General features: G+C 66.6%; 20 protein-coding genes. 10 read left to right on the top strand and 10 right to left on the bottom strand.

The genetic code is table 11. The annotated features are described in order from the left end of the window. Window positions 1-278: 278 nt before the first annotated feature. Together NBT82_RS16705 and NBT82_RS16700 are read left to right on the top strand one after the other, a co-directional pair. Window positions 279-1,880: an HD domain-containing protein gene (locus NBT82_RS16705; protein ID WP_251329228.1), complete on the top strand. Its 1,602-nt coding sequence runs from the start codon at window positions 279-281 to the stop codon at window positions 1,878-1,880. Between the two features lie 283 nt (window positions 1,881-2,163). Beyond that, complete coding sequence (locus NBT82_RS16700) at window positions 2,164-3,033, top strand: aldo/keto reductase (protein WP_251329227.1); 870 nt, start codon at window positions 2,164-2,166, stop codon at window positions 3,031-3,033. Window positions 3,034-3,069: 36 nt separating this feature from the next. On the opposite strand, the gene NBT82_RS16695 is transcribed toward NBT82_RS16700, so the two are convergent. Next, the gene (locus NBT82_RS16695; protein ID WP_251329226.1) at window positions 3,070-3,735 is read right to left on the bottom strand and encodes a hypothetical protein; all 666 of its coding nucleotides are present in this window, start codon (window positions 3,733-3,735) and stop codon (window positions 3,070-3,072) included. A gap of 55 nt (window positions 3,736-3,790) precedes the next feature. Here NBT82_RS16695 and NBT82_RS16690 point away from each other — a divergent pair, with 55 nt between their 5' ends. Continuing rightward, window positions 3,791-4,933 (top strand): MBL fold metallo-hydrolase, encoded by a 1,143-nt coding sequence (locus NBT82_RS16690; RefSeq protein ID WP_251329225.1) that lies wholly within the window; start codon window positions 3,791-3,793, stop codon window positions 4,931-4,933. A gap of 338 nt (window positions 4,934-5,271) precedes the next feature. On the opposite strand, the gene NBT82_RS16680 is transcribed toward NBT82_RS16690, so the two are convergent. Together NBT82_RS16680 and NBT82_RS16675 are read right to left on the bottom strand one after the other, a co-directional pair. Then, entirely contained in the window at window positions 5,272-5,709 is a 438-nt protein-coding gene (locus NBT82_RS16680; protein WP_251329224.1) for a hypothetical protein, read from the bottom strand. Between the two features lie 81 nt (window positions 5,710-5,790). Then, window positions 5,791-6,897 carry a sensor histidine kinase gene (locus tag NBT82_RS16675; RefSeq protein ID WP_251329223.1) on the bottom strand — a complete coding sequence of 369 codons (1,107 nt, stop codon included), beginning with the start codon at window positions 6,895-6,897 and terminating at the stop codon, window positions 5,791-5,793. Window positions 6,898-7,168: 271 nt separating this feature from the next. Here NBT82_RS16675 and NBT82_RS16670 point away from each other — a divergent pair, with 271 nt between their 5' ends. After that, window positions 7,169-7,900 carry a helix-turn-helix domain-containing protein gene (locus NBT82_RS16670; protein WP_251329222.1) on the top strand — a complete coding sequence of 244 codons (732 nt, stop codon included), beginning with the start codon at window positions 7,169-7,171 and terminating at the stop codon, window positions 7,898-7,900. A gap of 135 nt (window positions 7,901-8,035) precedes the next feature. Beyond that, the gene (locus NBT82_RS16665) at window positions 8,036-8,845 is read left to right on the top strand and encodes a DUF7839 domain-containing protein (protein WP_251329221.1); all 810 of its coding nucleotides are present in this window, start codon (window positions 8,036-8,038) and stop codon (window positions 8,843-8,845) included. A 6-nt stretch (window positions 8,846-8,851) separates the two neighbouring features. On the opposite strand, the gene NBT82_RS16660 is transcribed toward NBT82_RS16665, so the two are convergent. The 4 genes from NBT82_RS16660 to NBT82_RS16645 all read right to left on the bottom strand — a co-directional run bounded on the left by NBT82_RS16660 (window position 8,852) and on the right by NBT82_RS16645 (window position 12,286). Next, window positions 8,852-10,084, bottom strand: coding sequence for an MBL fold metallo-hydrolase (locus NBT82_RS16660; protein WP_251329220.1), 1,233 nt, complete (start codon window positions 10,082-10,084; stop codon window positions 8,852-8,854). Between the two features lie 100 nt (window positions 10,085-10,184). Further along, window positions 10,185-11,057, bottom strand: a complete 873-nt coding sequence (locus NBT82_RS16655) for a class I SAM-dependent methyltransferase (RefSeq protein WP_251329219.1) — start codon at window positions 11,055-11,057, stop codon at window positions 10,185-10,187. Next, a complete protein-coding gene (locus NBT82_RS16650) occupies window positions 11,058-11,429 on the bottom strand; it encodes a hypothetical protein (protein ID WP_345780661.1) in 372 nt (123 codons plus the stop codon). 134 nt (window positions 11,430-11,563) lie between these two features. After that, window positions 11,564-12,286 carry an alanyl-tRNA editing protein gene (locus NBT82_RS16645; RefSeq protein ID WP_251329218.1) on the bottom strand — a complete coding sequence of 241 codons (723 nt, stop codon included), beginning with the start codon at window positions 12,284-12,286 and terminating at the stop codon, window positions 11,564-11,566. Between the two features lie 138 nt (window positions 12,287-12,424). Here NBT82_RS16645 and NBT82_RS16640 point away from each other — a divergent pair, with 138 nt between their 5' ends. Beyond that, entirely contained in the window at window positions 12,425-13,285 is an 861-nt protein-coding gene (locus NBT82_RS16640) for a halocyanin domain-containing protein (RefSeq protein WP_251329217.1), read from the top strand. Window position 13,286: 1 nt separating this feature from the next. Here NBT82_RS16640 and NBT82_RS16635 read toward each other — a convergent pair whose 3' ends face one another. Both NBT82_RS16635 and NBT82_RS16630 read right to left on the bottom strand, forming a co-directional pair. Next, window positions 13,287-13,715: a CopG family ribbon-helix-helix protein gene (locus tag NBT82_RS16635; protein ID WP_251329216.1), complete on the bottom strand. Its 429-nt coding sequence runs from the start codon at window positions 13,713-13,715 to the stop codon at window positions 13,287-13,289. A gap of 47 nt (window positions 13,716-13,762) precedes the next feature. Then, window positions 13,763-14,341 (bottom strand): cysteine hydrolase family protein, encoded by a 579-nt coding sequence (locus NBT82_RS16630; RefSeq protein ID WP_251329215.1) that lies wholly within the window; start codon window positions 14,339-14,341, stop codon window positions 13,763-13,765. Window positions 14,342-14,749: 408 nt separating this feature from the next. Here NBT82_RS16630 and NBT82_RS16625 point away from each other — a divergent pair, with 408 nt between their 5' ends. Beyond that, on the top strand, window positions 14,750-17,068 hold the full coding sequence (locus NBT82_RS16625) for an Ig-like domain-containing protein (protein ID WP_251329214.1): 2,319 nt from the start codon (window positions 14,750-14,752) through the stop codon (window positions 17,066-17,068). A 73-nt stretch (window positions 17,069-17,141) separates the two neighbouring features. Next, the gene (locus NBT82_RS16620; protein ID WP_251329213.1) at window positions 17,142-18,137 is read left to right on the top strand and encodes a radical SAM protein; all 996 of its coding nucleotides are present in this window, start codon (window positions 17,142-17,144) and stop codon (window positions 18,135-18,137) included. Between the two features lie 205 nt (window positions 18,138-18,342). Here the strand turns inward: NBT82_RS16620 and NBT82_RS16615 are convergent, their stop codons facing one another. Continuing rightward, window positions 18,343-18,594, bottom strand: coding sequence for a DUF8151 family protein (locus NBT82_RS16615; protein ID WP_251329212.1), 252 nt, complete (start codon window positions 18,592-18,594; stop codon window positions 18,343-18,345). 120 nt (window positions 18,595-18,714) lie between these two features. Here NBT82_RS16615 and NBT82_RS16610 point away from each other — a divergent pair, with 120 nt between their 5' ends. Then, window positions 18,715-19,140, top strand: coding sequence for an OsmC family protein (locus NBT82_RS16610; protein WP_251329211.1), 426 nt, complete (start codon window positions 18,715-18,717; stop codon window positions 19,138-19,140). Between the two features lie 64 nt (window positions 19,141-19,204). Further along, window positions 19,205-19,435 (top strand): DUF7860 family protein, encoded by a 231-nt coding sequence (locus NBT82_RS16605; RefSeq protein WP_251329210.1) that lies wholly within the window; start codon window positions 19,205-19,207, stop codon window positions 19,433-19,435. Window positions 19,436-19,503 lie beyond the last annotated feature (68 nt).

The raw sequence follows: 19,503 nt of genomic DNA, 5'->3' as shown, positions 1-19,503 counted from the left end.
GGTCGTGGATCCGCACCGGGTGGGCGCCCGGCAGGATCGACTGTCACTGCGTGTCGTTGATCGACACGTCGCCGTGGATTACGGTGACGGTAGAAGTGGTCGGCCCCCAACCGCCATCGACCGCGTCTTCCGAAGGAAATCGTGGTCGAGCGTCCGGAGAGCACCACCGAACTCTCTCCGTACGATCCGTTCAGTGAGCGGAAAACACGTTCAACCGTTACTCGGTGGGGTCGATCGCCCGGACTTTTTATACTGAGCGCAAGTGTTAGGTGAAGGTAATGAATCAAACGGAGGATGACGTTCGAAGGTGGCTCAGTGGTGTTTTCGGGGATACACAGATCGCCGACAGGGTCGTCACCTTCCACGAGTCGTTCATGTCGGTCTACGGGAACCGGTATCGGACGCTCGTCGAGGAAATCAAGGAGGGACTCGAAGAGATCCCCGCTCACAACCGATATTTCAACGATCACGGGTCGCGACACACCGAGCGGATCTTCGGAAACATAACATTATTGATGATAGAATACGACATCGAATTGAACGAAACCGAAAAGTTCCTGCTGGCGGCTGCTTCGTGGCTTCACGACATCGGGATGAGCATCAACGAAAAGATATCCACCAGCCAGATCTCTATCGGGGAGGATACCAGAACGGAGTGGTTCCACGAGATCGGAACGACCGAAGAGGAAGATCGGACGATCGACGATGACGACCTCATCCGCAAGTGGCACCACATCCTCTCTTGGAACTTCGTTCGAAACAACGCCGATCGACTTGGCCTCGACGACTACTATTTGTCGAAGTATATCGCGGAGCTATGCCGCGCCCATCGACGCCGGGCTGATACCACCCGGGTGGAAGAATCGGTCGTCGTAGACGAATCGTCGGTTCGCCATGAGGTCGCGCTCCGCGACCTCGCGGCTCTCCTCCAGTTTGCCGATGCTCTGGATATCGGCAAGGAGCGAGCACCGGAGATCAGTAGTTACCTCCAGTCGCTTCCGGAAGAGAGTCAGAAACACTGGAAGGTCTGTCAACTTATCACAGGTATCGAATTGGATGGAGTTGACCGTCAGCTGACCATCAAAGCTCATCACAGCTCGGAGCGGGAACGACATCTGCTGGAGATGAAGGCCGAACATCTGTACGACGAGTATAAGGATATCGAGGAGATCATCGCCGGAGAGCCGTTCAAATTTCATCTCACCGACATCGTAGTCGAAAGTGATCACCGGACAGCCGTCGACCACAGTATCAGGATCAGTGGTCGTGAACAGCACCTAGAACGACTGAGTCAGGAAAGCGAGTCCATCCGTGAGAGACAAATATCGAACTTCCACGATATACGCAACAAGTGGAGCATCCAAGTTCGGAACCGGCAGGGCGACGCTACCGTGTCCAGAGAGACGACGATGAAACTGCTGGAGGAGGATTACGACCGGACGCATTTCGTCCGTAGCTTCGATAATCCGATGGAGTGGGACTGGGAAAGCGATCTACGGGTATACGACGCAAGTGATCGGACGCTACAGGTAGAGGAGTTGATCGACCGGCCGAACAACAAGCGGTTCAAGATCAAGTTTCCCAAGACCCTGGAGGCAAACGAAGAATACACGTATACGTACGAATACGACTGGGAGAAACTGTTCCCACAGGAGGAGGAGGTGTATATCGTGACCGGAAACGCAGGTGAAGTAGAATTCGAGATCCGTTATCCCGAACCGTTGGAAATCGAGAACGTACGATGTCGAGAGGAGAGACAGAACGGAGGACTGGTGAGGGAGATTGCCGGTGAATTTAAGTCAGAAGGCATGGTAGTCAGTGGCATGGTAGAGAAGAAGGATCCGATGCACCAAGTGCACATTTGTTGGGAGGTGGTTTGATGCCTGGCGGATCCGGTGGCTAGATGGTAGAGTCGACCACGGGATGAGGGGGAAGTGCGTTCGAAACGATGAACCGGCCGTTAGTCCCTGCGTGATACGGTTCCGTACTCCGTCGATAAATTGCCCTCTTCGAGCGACGATGCTCGAAGACGAGGACGACCGTCCGGACCCCGAGGTCGCACGCGGCCGGTGTTGACACGACGGGAGGCGGTGAGGTCGCGACTCTCCGAACGATCCCTCGTCGGGCGTCACCCTTAGGTCGCCGCGCCCCCCGTGGTATTGTATGACATGCGACACCGTGACCGTCGGCGGCGTCGACGTGCCCGCGGTCGGTCTCGGCACGTGGCGTCTGCGTGGCGAGGACTGCCGCCGGGCCGTCGAGACGGCGCTCGAACTCGGCTATCGGCACGTCGACACCGCCCAGGCCTACGACAACGAGCGGCAGGTCGGCGCCGCGCTCGAGCGGAGTTCGGTCGACCGCGAAGCGGTCTTCCTGACGACGAAACTCGACGGCGACTCCCGGAGCCGTGAGGCGGTCCGTCGGTCGGTCGACCGGAGCCTCCGTCGGCTCGACACCGACTACCTCGACCTCCTTTTGATCCACTGGCCGAACGCCAAACCCCCGTTCTCCCCCGTGTCTCTGCCCGGCGCCACCCCGCTCTCGGAGACGCTAACGGCGATGGCCGACCTGGTCGCGGACGGTCGGGTGCGCCACGTCGGCGTCTCGAACTTCGACGTTCGATTGCTCGACGAGGCGCGGTCACTCGTGGATGTGCCGATCCTCACGAATCAAGTGCAGTTCAACCCCTACTGGGACCAGCGCAACCTCCTGTCGTACTGTCGACGTCACGGGATCCTGCTGACGGCGTACAGTCCGCTCGGCCACGGGGGCGTCCTCCGAGATGACGTGCTCACGGCGATTGGTCGACGGTACGACAAGACGGCGGCGCAGGTGGCGATCCGGTGGGCCATCCAACACGACGGCGTCTGTACCGTGCCGAAGGCGACGAGCCGCGATCACCTCCGGGCCAACCTCGACGTGTTCGATTTCGAACTGACCGACGCGGAGATGGAACGAATCCGGCAGCCGTCGAAACTGCGGGCACTCACCGGGTTCGCCCGCTCGCGGCTGGCAGACTGGGCGGACGGCTGACGGCGATCGAAGCGTCGCGACGGGAGGATCGTGACCCTAACAGACCGGTTTCGGGTCGACGCCCATCTCCGTCAGGTGCTCCTCGTACTCGGCGTAGGCGATGGCGACGGTTCGGTCGGCGGCCTCGGCCGCCCGATCCCAGTCGTCGTCTTCGTCACAACAGGTATCGAGGAGGGCCGTGCCGTCGTCGACGAGATCGCGGGTCTCCGACCGCAGGCCGCGGACGACGTCGGCGGCGGCCTCGTCGGCCTCGTTGACGAAGAAGTTCACCACCTGGAGGAGCGAGCGGTCGCTCACCAGCGGCCGGGCGACCAGTCCCGCAGCGACTCGTTCGGGCGTCCCATCGAGTCCCCGGAGGTGATCGTGTAGGGCGTCCGGATCGGGGTCGGCGGTCGGGGGCTCCCCCTCGAACAGGCCGGCCACTCGGTCGGCGTGGTCGCGTTCCCGCGCCGCGACGCGGTCGAACGTCTCACGTGCCGCGTCGTGGGGTTCGTCCGCCGCCCACGCCGCGAACGTCTCCGCGGCGCGGTGTTCGGCGTCGTGGGTGGCGGCGAGCACTGTCGTCCGGTCGAGTCGGGCGGCCGTCGTCGCCACCAGCGCCTTCTCGGAGCCAAGTCGGTCGAGTTCGGTCGCCCGGTTCTCGGTCAGGGTCTCGACCAGCGTGTCACCGTCCATGCGGGGCCGTAGGGCGGCGAGGGTCATTACCCTGGCCCCACGTCACCCTACGCTTAACGCTGTCCGGCGCGTAGAGTCGCCGATGACAGCCCACACCGCAGGGGAACTCGCGCCGTCGACGCTCCGCGAGCGACTCGCCGCGGGCGAGCCGATGACGCTCCTCGACGTGCGGAACCGCGAGGAGGTGGAACGCTGGCGGATCGAGTCGCCGTCTGTCACCCGTGTCCACGTACCGTACATGAAGTTCGTCGCCGCGGGCGTCTCCGGCGACGTGAGCGACCTCGTGCCGGCCGACGTCGAGGAACCGGTCGTCGTCGTCTGCCCGCACGGCGAGGCGAGCGCCGAGGTGGCCGACCAACTGGTCGCGGCGGGCATCGACGCCGAGAACTTGGCCGGCGGGATGGACGCGTGGGCACGGCTGTACGACCGAACCGTCGTCGCCGAACGGGAGGGTCGGACGGTCTACCAGTACCGCCGGCCCGCGAGCGGATGTCTCGGCTACGCCGTCGTCGGGGACGGCGAGATGGCGGTGGTCGATCCGCTGCGCGCGTTCGTCGACCGCTACCGGAGCGACGCGGCCGAACTGGGGGTCGACCTGACCTACGCCGTCGACACGCACGTCCACGCCGACCACGTGAGCGGCGTGCGGGCGCTCGCGGCGGCGACCGGCGCGGTGGCCGTCCTCCCGCAGGGTTCGATCGACCGCGGTGTCGTCGACGCCGAGCGATTCGAGGCCGTGGCCGACGGCGATACCCTCGACGTGGGTGGGACGGCGATGACGGCGGCGGCGCTTCCCGGTCACACGACGGGCATGACCGGCTTCGACGTCGACGGCTGTCTCCTGACCGGCGACAGCCTCTTTCTCGACGGCGTTGCGCGGCCCGACCTGCAGGAAGGCGCCGACCCCAGAGGACGGGCCAGAGAGCTGTACGCGACGCTCACCGACCGGCTCGAACGGGTTTCGGGGGAGACACTGATCGCACCCGGCCACGCCGAGGCGGGTCCCGAGGGGACGAGTCCGGCCGTCGCCCGCCTCGACGACCTGCGGGAGCGACTCGCCGTCTTCGGAATGGACGAGGCGGCGTTCGTCGATCACGCGACTCGCGTCGGCGCGGAACCGGCCAACGCCGAGCGCATCGTCGCCGTCAACCTCGGGCGGGAGGTCCCCGACGACGACGAGGCGTTCGAACTCGAACTCGGCCCGAACAACTGTGCAGCGGGCTGAGGGCACGCCTCCCGGTCCTTTATGCTCGCACCCCGACACCCACGCCCATGTCCTACGACATCGCGGTCGTTCCCGGCGACGGTATCGGGAACGAGGTGGTCGAGGCGGTCGTGCCGCTGCGGGTCGACGTCGCGGCGGCGGACGGCGTCGGGGTGGAACCGACGTGGTTCGACTGGGGGAGCGAGCGCTACCTCGACGAGGGGGCGCTCATGCCCGACGACGGGCTAGACCGACTGGCGGCTTTCGACGCCATCCTGCTCGGCGCCGTCGCCACCCAGTTGGCCGACCCGTCGGCGTACCGACCCCGACGCGACGGGTCCGTCGGCACGTACCGGCGGTCACGACCGGCCGCTCCCGAGGTACGCGAGGGCGAGACTCCCCGCGAAGATCAGTCCGCCGAAGGCGAGGTCCGGAAGCCGGACGATACGGTCGCCGCCGAGGCCGAACAGCACGAGCGCCAGCGCGGCGGCGGCCGGGAGCGGGCGCGAGCGCAGTTCCCGCACGAACGCCCGGAGGGACCAGTAGCCCGCCCCGGCGGCCGAGGCGACGACGGCAGCGGGCGACCGGTTCCCGTCGGGGTTCGCGGCCGGTTCGAATCCGTCGAACGCGTCGCGGTCGACGGTGACCGTCTCGCCGGTGACGACGCGCCGGCCGTCGGCAGTGCCGACCCGGAGCAGTGTCACGGTCCGGTCGGTCGTCCCGACGACGCGATAGGTTCCGTCGGGGAGGTCGGCGGTCGCCGGCGACACGTGGTCGTACACGTCGGGGGCGGGCATCGTCGGTCCGATAGCCGATCCAGTCCCGTTAATCCCGACGGTCGGCCGACGAGCGACGCGGTGGGTATCGGCCAGCGATCGCTACTCCCGGATCGACGACAGCCCCGGAACCCGGGACCGGCGGCGGGACGACGCAGGGTCGGCCGCGGGGAGCGTGACGCTGACGACGGCGCCGCCCGTGGGGTGGTTGCTGACGGACACCTCGCCGTCGAGGGAGTCGACGATCCACCGAACCAGCCAGAGGCCGATCCCGTCGCTGTGCTGGAGCGGCGTCTCGGTCGCCTCGGCGTGGACCGCGAGTTCGGCGGCGGAAAACCCCGGCCCGTCGTCCCGGACCTGTAGTTCGACCGCGCTCGTCCGCGGCCCGCCGGGGCGGACGCTCACGGCCAGCCACGGATCGTCGTCGTTGTGTTCGACCGCGTTCCGAAGCAGGTTGTCGACGACCGACGCCAGTAGATCGTTCGCCCACACGTACGTCTCGGGCCGGATCTCCGTTTCGACCGTCACGGCGTCGTTCGTCCGTCGGAGGTCGGCGATACGGTCCTCGACGAGCCGTCCGAGATCGATCGGTTCCGTCTCCGTCGTCGATTCGAGGTCTTCGAGACGGTTCGCGGCGTCGCTCAGCCGTTCGATGTGATCGATCTGCTCGTGGATCACGTCGACGGGCGCCGCCGAATCGCCGTCGAGCATGTCGACGTGCCCGCGGACGATGTTGATGCTGGTCCGGATGTCGTGGCGGAACAGACGCAGGAAGACGGTGTTGCGCTGGTTCAGCGTTCGGGCTCGTTCGTGTTCCGCGCGTAACTCGAAGAGCGCGCCCGCGAGGACGCCGACGACGCCCCCGGCCGCGATGTTGACCGTGACGACGTTCTGCCAGCCGGCCACTCGGAGCGACGACGGTGCCAAGAGGAGGAACACGACGGCGAGCAGCGTCGGGACGCCCAAGCCGACCGTCGACCAGGTGGCTACGCGCCACACCCGGTGGTCGTCGATGCGGCTGTTCGCCAACCCGACGCCGGTCATCGTGAAGCCACCGACGACCATCACGCCCATCGTGAGGCCAAGCAGGGACGTCGAGGGGGCGAGCAACTCTCCGAGCGGGACCACGATGCCGGTGCTCAGCGTGCCGAAAAGCACGACGCCGACACAGATGAGGTAGCTCACCCCCAGGTCCCCCTTCGAAACCATTCTATCCGAGGCATCGAGAACTCGTTACATAAACGACTGGATCCGATTATCACCCCTGATTTCATCCGCCGAAAGCGAGCGTCGGTCCTCCTCGACGCCCCGCACAGCCAGTATCGGGTCGATCGCGGGACGTAAGTCGCTCCCGGATCGGTGGTGATCTCGCACCCACCACAGTAGCCACCGAACATTTGTCGATCGAGTCCGAACGTATAGCGAGACACCGCTCCGTTCCGACGGTCGGTACGTCGGTGCGAACGGAGATGGCACGGTCATGAACCCGAACGACGTCGGCACGTCCTCGGCCCGAAGCATCACCGAGGTGGAGTTCGCACTCCACGATCCCGCGTATCCGCTGGTCTACACATCCCGGGAACTCGGCTGTCGGGTGGACGTTCTCGAGACGATCCCCTCGGCGGGGGAACACGAACACACGCTGGAATATTTTGGGGTCGAAGGGGGGTCCGACCGCGTCGCCGACGCCGTCGAGGCCTGCGATCGCACACGGCGTGCCGTCCTGCTGGATCGACGGGACGGGGAGGCGCTCCTCGAGGTCGCCGTCGACGACGCCGCCGTGCGATCGGTGACCGACGCCGGGGCGATCCTCTCGGACGCTCACGCCGACGACGACGGATCCCGACTGACGGCACACCTGCCGCCCACCCGGTCGACGGAGACGGTCGTCGAGACGGTCCGGACGGCCCACCCCTCGATGCAGGTCGTCGCCGTCACCGACCGGCCCGTCGCGCCGCCGTTTCTGACGCGGCGTCGTTTCCGGGCGACCCTGCAAGCGCGCCTCACCGATCGACAGTGGCAGGCGCTGCGTCTCGCCCACGACGAAGGCTATTTCGAACGGCCGCGCGACGTCACCCAGTCGGCGCTGGCCGAAACGATGGACATCAGTCAGGAGACCGTCAGCCAACACCTGCGTTCGGCCCACCGACATCTGCTGTCGGTCGTCTTCGAGAACGACCTCGGAAACGGCGCCGATCGGTGGGATCGGTAAGCGCCTCGAACGACAACTCCCGTGAAACGTTGGACAAATCAACTTGTTCTAATGAATCTATATCTTCCTTTTTCGGCTATCTCGCCAATTACACCCGTACTATCACAAAGATACTTGGGGAGTGCAGCCGGAGTGATGGCGATGGCAGGGACTGGCGACGATTCGGGCGTCCTGCGGAGCAAGCGCTCGGCGACCCGGTATCAGATCCTCGTGGGTATCGCGGAGCGACAGCCAGCAGTCAGTCAACGGGAGATCGCCGACGACATCGGGATCACGGCCCAAGCGGTGAGCGACTACCTGCAGGGACTCACCGAGGAGGGATACGTGCGGAGTCCCGGCCGTGGCCGCTACGAGGTGACCAAGGAGGGTGTCGACTGGCTCATCACCCAGACCGACGAACTCCGCGATTTCGTCACGCACGTTGCCGAGGACGTAATCGGGCAGGTGGAGATCGAGACCGCCCTGGCCACGGCGTCCATCGCGGAAGGGGAAGCAGTCTCGCTGTCGATGCGGGACGGCGTCCTGCGCGCGACGCCCGGCGCCGCGGGGAGTACAACTGCAGTTTCGGTCACGACCGCCGAGGCGGGACGGGACGTGGGCGTCACCGACTTCGAGGGCGTCCTCGACTACGAGTTGGGTCGCGTGACCGCCGTCTCGATACCCCGGGTGCAGGATGGCGGGAGCGCCGACGTCACCACCGAAACGATCGTCGACCAAGCCGCCGGGGCGGACCTGCTCGCGACGGCAGGAACCGAGGCGCTCGCGGCCGCACAGGCGGCGGATCTCGACCCCGACATCCGGTTCGGAACCCCGGAGGCGGTGGGGGAGGCCGCCGCCAGGGGACTCGACGTCCTCTTGCTCGCCGTGGCCGACGAACTCTCGACGCATCTGGACCGCCTCCGCGATAGCAACATCAACTACGAGGTCGTCGACACCGCGGAGTGATCCGGCTCAGGCGGTGATCTCGTCGCCGGTCGTCGGGGCCGACGCGTCGAACCCCTCGCTGGCGAGGTCGGCGGCGAACGACTCACAGCGGTCGCCGTGGTTCACGAGTACCGTGGCGTCCCGATAGGAGTCGAGGAACGCAAACAGCCCGTCCCGGTCGGTGTGGGCGGAGAAATCGTACCGTTCGACCTGGGCACTCACGGGCATCACGCGTCCGTCGATTTCGGCGCGACCCGACTCAATGAGGTCCCTCCCAGGAGTTCCTTCGACCTGATAGCCGGTCATCGTGACCTTGTTCACCGGGTTAGAGCGAATCTCGGGAATGTACGTCATCGCGGGCCCACCGGACAGCATTCCGCTGGTGGTGATGATCGCTGCCTGCTGTTCGGCGATGCGCTTGCGCTGTCCGTCGCGGCCGGTGACGAATCGCGCATGCGACTTCGCACGCCGAAGCGCATCGGCATCCCGGATGAACTCGGGGTACTGCCGTAGCATCTCGGTGACGCGCGTCCCCATCCCGTCGACGTAACAGGGGATGTCGTACGTGTCACAGATGAGCATCATCTCCTGTGTGCGTCCGATCGCGAACGCCGGAACGACGACCGTTCCGCCCTCCCAGAGCGTCGTCTCGACGCTCCGGACGAACCGCTCCTCGACGTCGGCCCGATCCTCGTGGTCGACGTCGGCGTACGTGCTCTCACAGATGACGACGTCCGCGTCGGGTCGTGCGGTCGTCCCCGACACGAGGCGCTGGTCGTCGGTGTGGAAATCGCCCGTATAGAAGAGCCGAGTGCCGCCGTCGTCGACGAGAACGTGGGCGCTTCCGGGAACGTGGCCGGCGTTGTAGAACGTCACCTCGTGGCCGGCCGCCTCGAACGTCTCTCGGTATCCGTGTGTCCGCGAAACCTCGGTGACGCGTTTGACGTCGTTCTCCGTGAACGGGCACCGGTACGACCCGCCGTGGAGTTTCAGCGTGTCGCGGGCGAGCGTGAGCGCCAACTCCCGGGTCGGCGGCGTCCAGTGGATTGGCGGCCGCCGATCGCCCGAGAGGAGCGACGGGACGGCGCCGACGTGGTCCAGATGTCCGTGGCCGACCACGACCGCGTCCGGATCGGGGGATTCGACCGGAAACCGCGGCGGGTTCCCGGTCAGCAGCCCGTAGTCGAGGAGGAGGCGGTCGTTCACGAGGATGGCACTCCGGCCGACCTCGCCGGCACCGCCGAGAAAGCGAACGTCCATTTGCCGATCCGTGGCGGTGTGGGCGTTTGAGTTCGTCGCTTTCGGACGGGTGAGACGACGGGAACCGTCGGGACGACACCGGGGACGTCGCCGAACACCGTCACCTCGCGGCGGGCCGCTCGGCGACGACGACGACGTGCCGGAGGTGGGGGAGCGCCGCGTGGGCGCGGTGGATCTGCTCGGTGACGGCCGCGGGATCGAGGCCGACGCGCCGGAGGCAGGCGGCGAGCGGGCGGCCGCCGAACGCCGACGCCAGCCGCAGGTAGAGCGCGGTCCACCGTCGGAAGCGCCCGACGCTGTGGGCGGTGAGATCCTCGACGGTACGGACGGCCAGTCCCGCGCCGTCGACGGCGCGTTCGTACGCGTCGACGGTCGCGAGCGACGGCATGTCCCAGGCGTCGGCGAACGCGTCGACCGTCCGGCGCTCCGCGTCGTCGAGGGTCGGCGCCGCCACCAGATCCGAACAGACGAGGACGCCGCCGGGTTCGAGGACGCGCGCCAATTCCCCGAAGGCGGCCGCCCGGTCGGGGACGTAGACGAGTGCGTCGATCGCCGTACAGGCGGGGAACGTTCCGGCGACGAACGGGAGGCGGGTGGCGTCGCCGACGACGAACGACGCGTCGGCGGGGCGCCGGGCGGCCCGGCGGACGTTGTACGGCACCAGGTCGACGCCGACGGCGTCGACCCCGTACCGGTCGGCGAGGTGGTCGGTCGGGCCGCCGCGTCCACAGCCGACGTCGAGGAGGCGGACGCCGTCGGTCGTCGGGAGCGCCGCCGCGAGACGGGTCCCCACCTCGTCGGCGAGGCGCGACTGACTCGATCCGACGACGTGTGGCAGATACCACGGGGAGTAGCCGAGGTTGAGGAACGCGTCGGTGTCGAGTACCAGATCGAATCCCCGCCAGATGTCGGCCCGCTGGCCGCGATAGGAGAACTGGTCGGCGATCCGCGATCGGAGGTCGTCCCGATCCATCTACCGGCGGTCCGAGACCTCCGAGTAGCAGTACGCCGAGTCGTCGCAGTAGGCGAGGTCGCCACAGCCGCGGGGACGCTGGTAGTCGATGTCCCTGTGTCGCCGGAGGAAGGTCACGTAGCCGTCGTCGACGCGGTCGAGCACGTCGTGACAGAGCCACTTCTCGCCGAACCAGGTCGCGCCGAGGTTCCGATAAGGACACAGGAAGATGGTCCGTTCGGCGTCGTCGACGCGCGGAGTCTCGACGATGTCGACGCCGACGAGGCGGTACGCCACCCGGAGGCGACCGACCACGGCCGCCGGCGTCTCGGCGCCGAGAAAGAGGACGTGCGCGATGACGTAGCCGAGTGCGTGAAGCGCCTTCCTGAGCATGACTGGGGGTACGTCACACGCCCCGAAATACGTGACCCCGCGAGCGTCGTCCCCTACGGAGTATCATCACTGTGTATCGGTGATTCGGCGGACCGTCTCGGCGAACCTCCGGTACTGACGGACGATGACCCGTCTCAGGGCTCCAGCACGTACTCGATCCGCTCGACGTCGGCCCCCTTCGAGACACGGTTCGTGATCCGGACGCGCCCGACCTCGCCGAGCCGGTCGACGTGGGTCCCGCCGCAGGGACACAGGTCGAAGTCGTCGATGGCGACGACGCGGAGCGGGTCGACGTGTTCGGGGATCAGGTCGAGTTGCGTTCGGCCCTCGGGCACCGCGTCCTCGACGGCTGGACGGGGCCGTTCGGCCTTCTCGACGGGCAGGTCGCGATCGAGGACTCGGTTGGTCAGGCGCTCGATGGTCGCCAGGTCGTCGTCGTCGAAGTCGGCGGGTTCGAAGTCGATGCGGGCGCCGTCGACCGAGACCTGGTTCCCGACCGTCGCCGCGCCGTACTCGTCGAGGACGACCCGGGAGACGACGTGCTGGGCGGTGTGGGTCCGGCGGAGGCGGTCGCGACGCTCGGCATCGATCCGTCCCGTGACGGTCGTACCGGACCGAGGAAGGCTCCCCTCGACGTCGGCGACGTGGTGGCGCACGTCGCCGTGGTTCTTCTCGGCGTCGACGACGGTCGCCCGGCCGCGGTCCCACTCGATGGCACCGGTGTCTGGGGGTTGGCCGCCGCCGCCGGGGTAGAAGTACGTCCCGTCGAGGACGACGTAGTCGTCGGTCACCTCGGTCACGGTGGCCTCGAACTCGGTGACGCCGTCGGCGTCGGGGAGGTAACGGAGGTCGGTCACGATCGACGGATGGTGCCGGAGGGGCAAAAGGCTGCAGATCGGGACGGATTCGCCCGACTGGACGGTTCCCGGACGCCGGGAACGCGACGGGGGGTACTTTACACGCAGTCGGCCAGTTCGACGGGAGGTGTGTTAGCCATGCGAAATCCGTCCGATTGGTCCCGGCGCGAGTTCGTGGCCGCTTCCCTCCTCGGCACCGGCGCGATTGCCGGCTGCACGGCACGAGGGCAACCCAACGACGCGGACGCCAGCGACACGTCGAGTGGCTGTCTCGACGACTGGCTGGCCGACGCGAACGGCTACGAGGGCGCCATCGAGCGGTACGGGCCCGACGACGACCCCTCGGTGACGGTCGGCGACGGGGTCGGCGCGGGCCACGGCCACGACGCCTTCGGTCCCGCCGCGGTCCGCGTCACACCCGGCACGACGGTTACCTGGGAGTGGAGCGGGCACGGCGACCCCGCGAACGTCGTCGCCCTCGACGACGCCTTCGACAGCGGCGACCCCGTGTCGGTCCACGGCCACACGTTCAGCCACACGTTCGAGAAACGGGGTACCTACCGCTACGTCTCGGAACCGAGCCGTGCGGCGGGCATGCTCGGCGCCGCCGTCGTCGCCGACCCGCCGTCGAGCGACTACCCGGCCGTCGACGACTGGCTCGCGGACGTGAACATCTACGACGGGACAGTCGCCGACTGGCGGGACTACCCGTCGCCGCTCGTCACGGTCGGCTCCGCGGAAGGGGAAAGCGAGTTCACGTTCTCGCCGCCGGCGGCCCGGATCTCGACCGGAACGACCGTCCGGTGGGTGTGGACCGGCGGCCCTCACCAGATCTCGTTCGAGGACGCCGACATCGGGAGCGAGGTGGAGACCGAGCCGGGTGTCCGGTTCGAACACACGTTCGATGAGGCGGGAGTCTACCGTTACGCCTGCGCCCCGCACCACTCGCTCGGGGCGAAAGGTGCCATCGTCGTCGAGACGGGGGACCCCTCGGAGTGAGTCACTCCGACGGTGCCAGCGGTCCGAACTCGTCGACCGGCATCACCGAGTAGTCGACGCTGAGGGTGTCCTGGGTCGCCCGAATCTTGCCCACGAACGAGGAGATGGCCTCCAGGCGCCCTTCGAGGGCGAACAGTTCCATGCAGTAGTGCGAGCCCACGTGGCTGTGGAAGTTGGCGACGACCAGACCCTCGTAGTCGTGGCGGAGCCCCATCATCCGCTCCTCGACGCTCGTCGTCTCGTAGTCGAAGATGACCGTGACGACGGCCATGAGATCGCGATTCTCCAGCCGCTTGTCCTCGAACTCGCCGAGCAGGCTGCGTGAGGCGTCGCGGACGACCTCGCTCCGCCCGGTGTACCCGTGTTCCGCCGCGAAGGCATCGATTCGCTCCACCAGTTCCTCCGGCATCGAGACGCTGACGACCGTCATATATTAACTCAAAGCCGTTTGGATAATAACCATTACTATCGCGGCGGTCAGCGGGCGGGGAGATACTCGACGGCGTCGACGGTCGTCGTCTCGCCGAACAGCCAGTCGGCGTGGTCGACGGCGTACTCGTGGTCGGCCTCGTCGAGATAGCCGATGGCGTCGGTGACGAGGACGGGTCGGTAGTCCCGGAGGCCGGCGCTGCCCGCGGTGTGGAGGACACAGACGTTGGCGAGGGTGCCACAGACGAGGAGGTCGTCGATCCCGCGGGCCGAGAGCCAGCCGTCGAGTTCCGTCTCGTGGAACGCGTCGTAGGTGTGCTTCTCGACGACGTGATCCGCGCGCCCGTCGAGGTCGTCGACGATTCGGGCCTCCCACGAACCCTCGACGACGTGCTCGCCCCACCGGTCGAACTCGTCGTAGTAGTGGGCGTCGTCGAACTGCTCGGGCGGGTGGACGTCGCGCGTGTAGACGACGCGTGCGCCCGCCTCGCGGGCAGCCTCGACGAGCGACGCCACCTCGTCGACGACCGCCTCGCTCGCCGGCGCGTAGAGGCTACCGTCCGGGTGACAGAACCCGTTCTGCATGTCGACGACGATCACCGCCGTGCTGTCGGGATCGTAGGGCATAGCCGTCGGTAAGAGTGCGGGAAGCCTAAAAGCACGTTCGACGCACGTCGGGGTGGCGCTAGCTGTCGGTCGGACTTCGATCCTCACCGACGACCGGGGAGTCCCACCGGGTGCGCGAACGGGTGGCATCCCGGTCGTCGGTCCGACAGTCGTGCCCGACCGTCGATCACCTCCTCGCGCATTTCCCTCCATACGGGCTCACACACCGCCACAGCGCTACCCGAACGGTTTTGTCACATCTATCCCATTATCGCACATGAAGCATGGACCTGATGGAGCCGGATCCAGGGCGGTTCAGTCTCTTGGATCGTCGTGTGGTCGTCGAGTGGGCGGACACACGGGCAGGTCGATAGAACGGCAGTCGGCCGACTGGACGGGAGTGCACGAACACGTCACGGGAGAGTCGTGATGTCGAGAGCGCCGAAACTGCGTGCACTGACGCTGTCGGTGCTGCTGGTCACGTCGACGTTCGCCGGCGTCGTCGCGTTCTCGGGGACGGCCACGGCCGCGACGACATCCCAACTCGATTTCACGGGGATCTACAACGCCGACGTCGTGCGCGGGACGACCGACAGTACGGACGGTGATTTCGACAATGGCGGCTACACACTCGTCTCGTCCTCGGAGGCCCAGAACAACGGTAATCCAGCCGATGACGGCGTTCCAGACGACGGCGTGTTCCCCGCAAAGACGGACGTTCACCCCAAGTTCGACCTCGCCGACTTCGACTCCGCGGACAGCAACGCGTGGCAGACTACCGGGACGGGGAGCGTGAAGGCGTCAGTCAGCCCCGACCAGTACAAGACCGTCCACGTCGTCGCGTCGGCCGGCGGTGCCGGGCCGAGCACGCCGGCGAAGTTCGAGATCAAACTCCACTACGGCGACGGATCGACCAAGACGTCACAGGTGTTCACCGTCCCCGACTGGTTCGGGGCACCACCCAGCGACCCTGGCTACGCGATTCGGGACGGCATGGATCGATACAGAACCGGTTACGAGGACGCCAACGAACCCGGGATCTGGGGCTACGCCGTGGCAGCGAATTCGAGCAAGACGCTCCAGCAGGTTACCATCAACGTGACCGAGAACGATGCCGGTTCGTTCAACTTCTTCGGCGGCGCGGCGACCACCCAGGAGAGCAACGTGGTGAACAGCGCGCCCACGGCCAGCGACGATTCCGCGACGACCGACGAGGACACCAGCGTCACCGTCGACGTCGTCGCCAACGACAGCGATCCCGACGGCGACGCGCTTAACGTGAGCGCCATCACGAACGGCCCGAGTCACGGCACGGCCCAGATCACCGCGAGCAACGACGCGGTTCAGTTCGATCCCGGCGCCGACGCGACCAGCGACGTCTCCATCACCTACGAGGTGAGCGACGGCAACGGTGGCACCGACACGGCGACGCTGAACGTCACCGTCACCCCGGTCAACGACGCGCCAACTGCGAACGACGACACCGCCACCACCGACGAGGACACCAGCGTCACCGTCGACGTCGTCGCCAACGACACCGACCCCGACGGCGACGCCCTCGACGTGAGTGCCATCACGAACGGCCCGAGTCACGGCACGGCCCGGATCACCGGCGCGAGCAACGACGCGGTTCAGTTCGACCCCGGCGCCGACGCGACCAGCGACGTCTCCATCACCTACGAAGTGAGCGACGGCAACGGCGGTACCGACACGGCGACGCTGAACGTCACCGTCACCCCGGTCAACGACGCGCCAACTGCGAACGACGACACCGCCACCACCGACGAGAACACCCTACTCTCGGTCGACGACGGGGACAGTGCCGATCTGCTGGAACGGTCCACCGACGTCGAGGGAGACTCGCTCTCACTCAGCGCGGTCGACGGGGAGAGTTTCTCCTCGGGACGCACTGTCACCCTCGATAGCGGGGCGACGGTCACCGTCGACGGTGATGGTAGTTGGGTCTACGATCCCAACGGCCAGTTCGGGAGCCTCGGCGACGGCCAGACGGACACGGACAGTTTCACCTACAGTGTGGCTGACGGAAACGGTGGCACCGACCGGGGCACGATCACCGTCACCATCACAGGCGTCGGCGAGCGGAACGCTCGCAACAACGTCGGCCGGTCGACTCTCGTTGGAGAGGACTCGGTGTCTCAGACTATCCACACCGGTCCAGTCGAGGAAGTCGAGGCGACGTTCGGGTCGACGACGACGGGGTCGGTCACCGTCGACCCGGTCGGGTCGTTCCCGAGCGAGGCCCCGGTACCGGACGGACGAGTGCTCGGCGCCGTCGACATCACGCCACCGAGCGACGTGACGTCCGACGCCGGGTCACTCAGGATCACCGTGGCCCGATCGGCGGTCGACGCCATGGGCGGGACGCCGGAGCGCCTCCAGATCGTCCGTTACGATGGTGTCGGACTCCAGCCTTTGGAGACGTCCGTCGCGCGGGCCGACAGTCGAGAGGTCGTCCTGACGGCCGAGACGCCGGGATTCTCGGTGTTCGGCGTGGTTGTGCGTGACCAGCCGACAACGACACCAACCGCGACACCCGCCCCAGCTCCGACCTCGACACCCACGCACACGTCAACCGCGCCACTCACGCCGACCCCGACCACGACGGCCACGCCGACGGCGGACACCGGAACGCGGACGCCGACCGCGGGGAGCAGCCCCGGATTCGGGGGCGTCGGCACGCTGGTCGCGTTGCTGGCGGTGAGCCTGCTGGCCCGCCGGCGTGATTGATCTCGCCAGCCGGTCCGGCGCACGATCCGTACCGACGGCTTTTCCCACCTCGGCGCCGTCATACCGATAACGAATGATCTCGAAGGGCTGTGAACAGTGCGCCAAGGGCGGAAAGATGGTACTGTTCGTCTACGGCTACTGCGATCAGCGCGACTGCTTTTACTGTCCCCTGGGCGAGAACCGCAAGAACGTCGATACGGTCTACGCCAACGAACGCGAGGTCGAATCCGACGAGGACGTCCTGACGGAGGCCCGCCGGATGGACGCGCTCGGGACGTCGATCACCGGCGGCGAGCCCCAGGAGTCCCTCGACCGCACCTGTCACTACCTCTCCCTCCTGAAAGACGAGTTCGGCGAGGACCACCACACCCACCTCTACACCGGCATCACGGGGGGACGCGAGAACATGCGCCGTCTCTCGGAGGCAGGACTGGACGAGATTCGCTTCCACCCGCCGCTGGATCTATGGGGCGACCTCCACGGCACCGAGTGGGAGGAAATCCTCCACATCGCCCGCGAGGAGGGGCTGACCCCGGCATTCGAGATTCCCGGTATCCGCGCCGAACCCGAGTTCCTCGACTTTCTCGACGAGGGCGCCGCCGAGTTCTGTAACATCAACGAGTTCGAGATGTCCGACGGCAACTACCGCCGGATGCAGGAGGCAGGCTACGACCTGCGCGAGGGTCACATGAGCGCGGTCGACTCCCCCAAAGAGGAGATCCTCGACGTGATGGGCGATCACGACCGCGTCTACTTCTGTACGTCGGTGTTCAAGGACGCCGCACAACACCGCCGGCGGCTGAAGCGGATGGCCCGGAAGATCCGCCGCGAGTTCGACGAGGTGACCGACGACGGCACCCTCGTCTACGGCAAGACGTGGGTGACCGAGGAGCGCCTGCGCGACCTGGGCGTCCCCGAGGAGTTCTACACGGTCAAATCCGACCACGTCGAACTCGCGTGGTGGTTGCTGGAGGAGATGGTTGACGAGGGCGACGTGGGCGAAGGCGAGATCGTCGAGCAGTATCCGACGGTCGACGGTACAGTGGTCGAGCGGACGCCGTTGGCGTGAGTTTTGGTCCAGCTTTTGCGAGGAGTGAGCGCAGCGAACTCCGAGTAAAAGGTGGGACTGGGACGGTCGTCGAGCGGACGCCGCTGGCGTGAGTTTTGGTCCAGCTTTTGCGAGGGGTGAGCGCAGCGAGCCCCGAGTAAAAGGTGGGACTGGGACGGTCGTCGAGCGGACGCCGCTGGCGTAGCGGTCGTCGACGGGGGTGTCGCTACTCGGCGAGTCGACGACGCACCGCGGCCAACTTCGGCCGGAACTTGTCGGTACTCATGAGGTACGCGAAGTAGAACGCCATCACACCCATGAATCCGATCCACGCACCGAGTTTGACGTGACCGCTCTCGACGGTCGCGAGCGCGAACCGCTCGATGTAGAGACCGGCGACCGACAGTCCGACGCTGCCGAGGCCGAAAACGAGCAGTTCGAGGAGTTCGGGGAGTAGTTCGAGCAGAGTCGTGGTCATACGCACTCAAACGCTACATCCGTTGTGGATCTTTCGGTCGCCCCCCACATGGACCCGGCGTCCGGGCGGCGCTACGGCCGCCGGGGGCACCGTTTTGTCCCGGTAGGACCAACCGGGGACATGGTGGAATACTCCGAGGATTACCACGCAGTCGCGAGCGCGACCGACGACGCGGACCACTGGACGACGGATTCGCGGGGCGAGTTCGACGTCGGGATCCCGCCCGAGTTCGGCGGTGACTTCGACGGGCCGGCGCCGGAGAACTACTACGCGATCGCGCTCACCAACTGCTACGTGGCGACGTTCAAAGTGATCGCGGGGAACTCGACACTCGAGTTCGAGGAACTCGCCGCCGAGGGAACCCTGAAACTCCGTCCCCACGACGGGGAAACGGTCGTCGACTCGTTCGCCCTCGACGTGACGCTGCGGGCCGACGCGTCTTCGAAGAAGGCGGACGTGATACTCGAACGGACACAGGAACACTGCTTCATCCTCGATTCCGTCGACTTCGACGTCTCCGTGACGACCGAACTCGTGACCACGTAGGCAGGTCGGTCGCGTCGGCACCCGAACCCGAAGCTTCTTGATCGGGAGGGAACGACCGGAGGATATGACCGGACGGTACGGCGATCTCGATTATCCGACGTGGGCAAAGCGGGGGACACTGCTCGGGGTCGGCCTGTTCGTGGTCGGCGCGCTCGGCGAACTAACGGCCAGCGCAGTGGGCCTGCAGCTTCCGGCGTGGGAAGCAGCGCTACTGTTCGACGCCGAGGTGATCGGTGTCCTCCTCTTTCTGTTGTCACCGCTCGTGTTCGGCCTCCTGCTCCCGCTGACGGAGTAGTGCGACGGGGCGGCCGGGTCCGAAAGCGACCGCGAGCGGCGTCGGCGTTCCGCAAACACCTTATATCC

Origin of the sequence: Haloplanus sp. HW8-1, assembly GCF_023703795.1 — an archaeon.
Classification (GTDB): Archaea; Halobacteriota; Halobacteria; order Halobacteriales; family Haloferacaceae; genus Haloplanus; species Haloplanus pelagicus.
Note: the sequence above shows the minus strand (reverse complement) of the source record. Positions and strands in the feature narration are given on the sequence as shown.

Coding starts and splice junctions, on each gene's coding strand:
- NBT82_RS16670 (WP_251329222.1), top strand. CDS start 7,169: ATGAACCCGAACGACGTCGGCACGTCCTCGGCCCGAAGCATCACCGAG.
- NBT82_RS16695 (WP_251329226.1), bottom strand. CDS start 3,735: ATGACCCTCGCCGCCCTACGGCCCCGCATGGACGGTGACACGCTGGTC.
- NBT82_RS16690 (WP_251329225.1), top strand. CDS start 3,791: ATGACAGCCCACACCGCAGGGGAACTCGCGCCGTCGACGCTCCGCGAG.
- NBT82_RS16660 (WP_251329220.1), bottom strand. CDS start 10,084: ATGGACGTTCGCTTTCTCGGCGGTGCCGGCGAGGTCGGCCGGAGTGCC.
- NBT82_RS16640 (WP_251329217.1), top strand. CDS start 12,425: ATGCGAAATCCGTCCGATTGGTCCCGGCGCGAGTTCGTGGCCGCTTCC.
- NBT82_RS16610 (WP_251329211.1), top strand. CDS start 18,715: ATGGTGGAATACTCCGAGGATTACCACGCAGTCGCGAGCGCGACCGAC.
- NBT82_RS16675 (WP_251329223.1), bottom strand. CDS start 6,897: ATGGTTTCGAAGGGGGACCTGGGGGTGAGCTACCTCATCTGTGTCGGC.
- NBT82_RS16620 (WP_251329213.1), top strand. CDS start 17,142: ATGATCTCGAAGGGCTGTGAACAGTGCGCCAAGGGCGGAAAGATGGTA.
- NBT82_RS16630 (WP_251329215.1), bottom strand. CDS start 14,341: ATGCCCTACGATCCCGACAGCACGGCGGTGATCGTCGTCGACATGCAG.
- NBT82_RS16635 (WP_251329216.1), bottom strand. CDS start 13,715: ATGACGGTCGTCAGCGTCTCGATGCCGGAGGAACTGGTGGAGCGAATC.
- NBT82_RS16625 (WP_251329214.1), top strand. CDS start 14,750: ATGTCGAGAGCGCCGAAACTGCGTGCACTGACGCTGTCGGTGCTGCTG.
- NBT82_RS16665 (WP_251329221.1), top strand. CDS start 8,036: ATGGCGATGGCAGGGACTGGCGACGATTCGGGCGTCCTGCGGAGCAAG.
- NBT82_RS16605 (WP_251329210.1), top strand. CDS start 19,205: ATGACCGGACGGTACGGCGATCTCGATTATCCGACGTGGGCAAAGCGG.
- NBT82_RS16700 (WP_251329227.1), top strand. CDS start 2,164: ATGACATGCGACACCGTGACCGTCGGCGGCGTCGACGTGCCCGCGGTC.
- NBT82_RS16650 (WP_345780661.1), bottom strand. CDS start 11,429: ATGCTCAGGAAGGCGCTTCACGCACTCGGCTACGTCATCGCGCACGTC.
- NBT82_RS16655 (WP_251329219.1), bottom strand. CDS start 11,057: ATGGATCGGGACGACCTCCGATCGCGGATCGCCGACCAGTTCTCCTAT.
- NBT82_RS16615 (WP_251329212.1), bottom strand. CDS start 18,594: ATGACCACGACTCTGCTCGAACTACTCCCCGAACTCCTCGAACTGCTC.
- NBT82_RS16680 (WP_251329224.1), bottom strand. CDS start 5,709: ATGCCCGCCCCCGACGTGTACGACCACGTGTCGCCGGCGACCGCCGAC.
- NBT82_RS16705 (WP_251329228.1), top strand. CDS start 279: ATGAATCAAACGGAGGATGACGTTCGAAGGTGGCTCAGTGGTGTTTTC.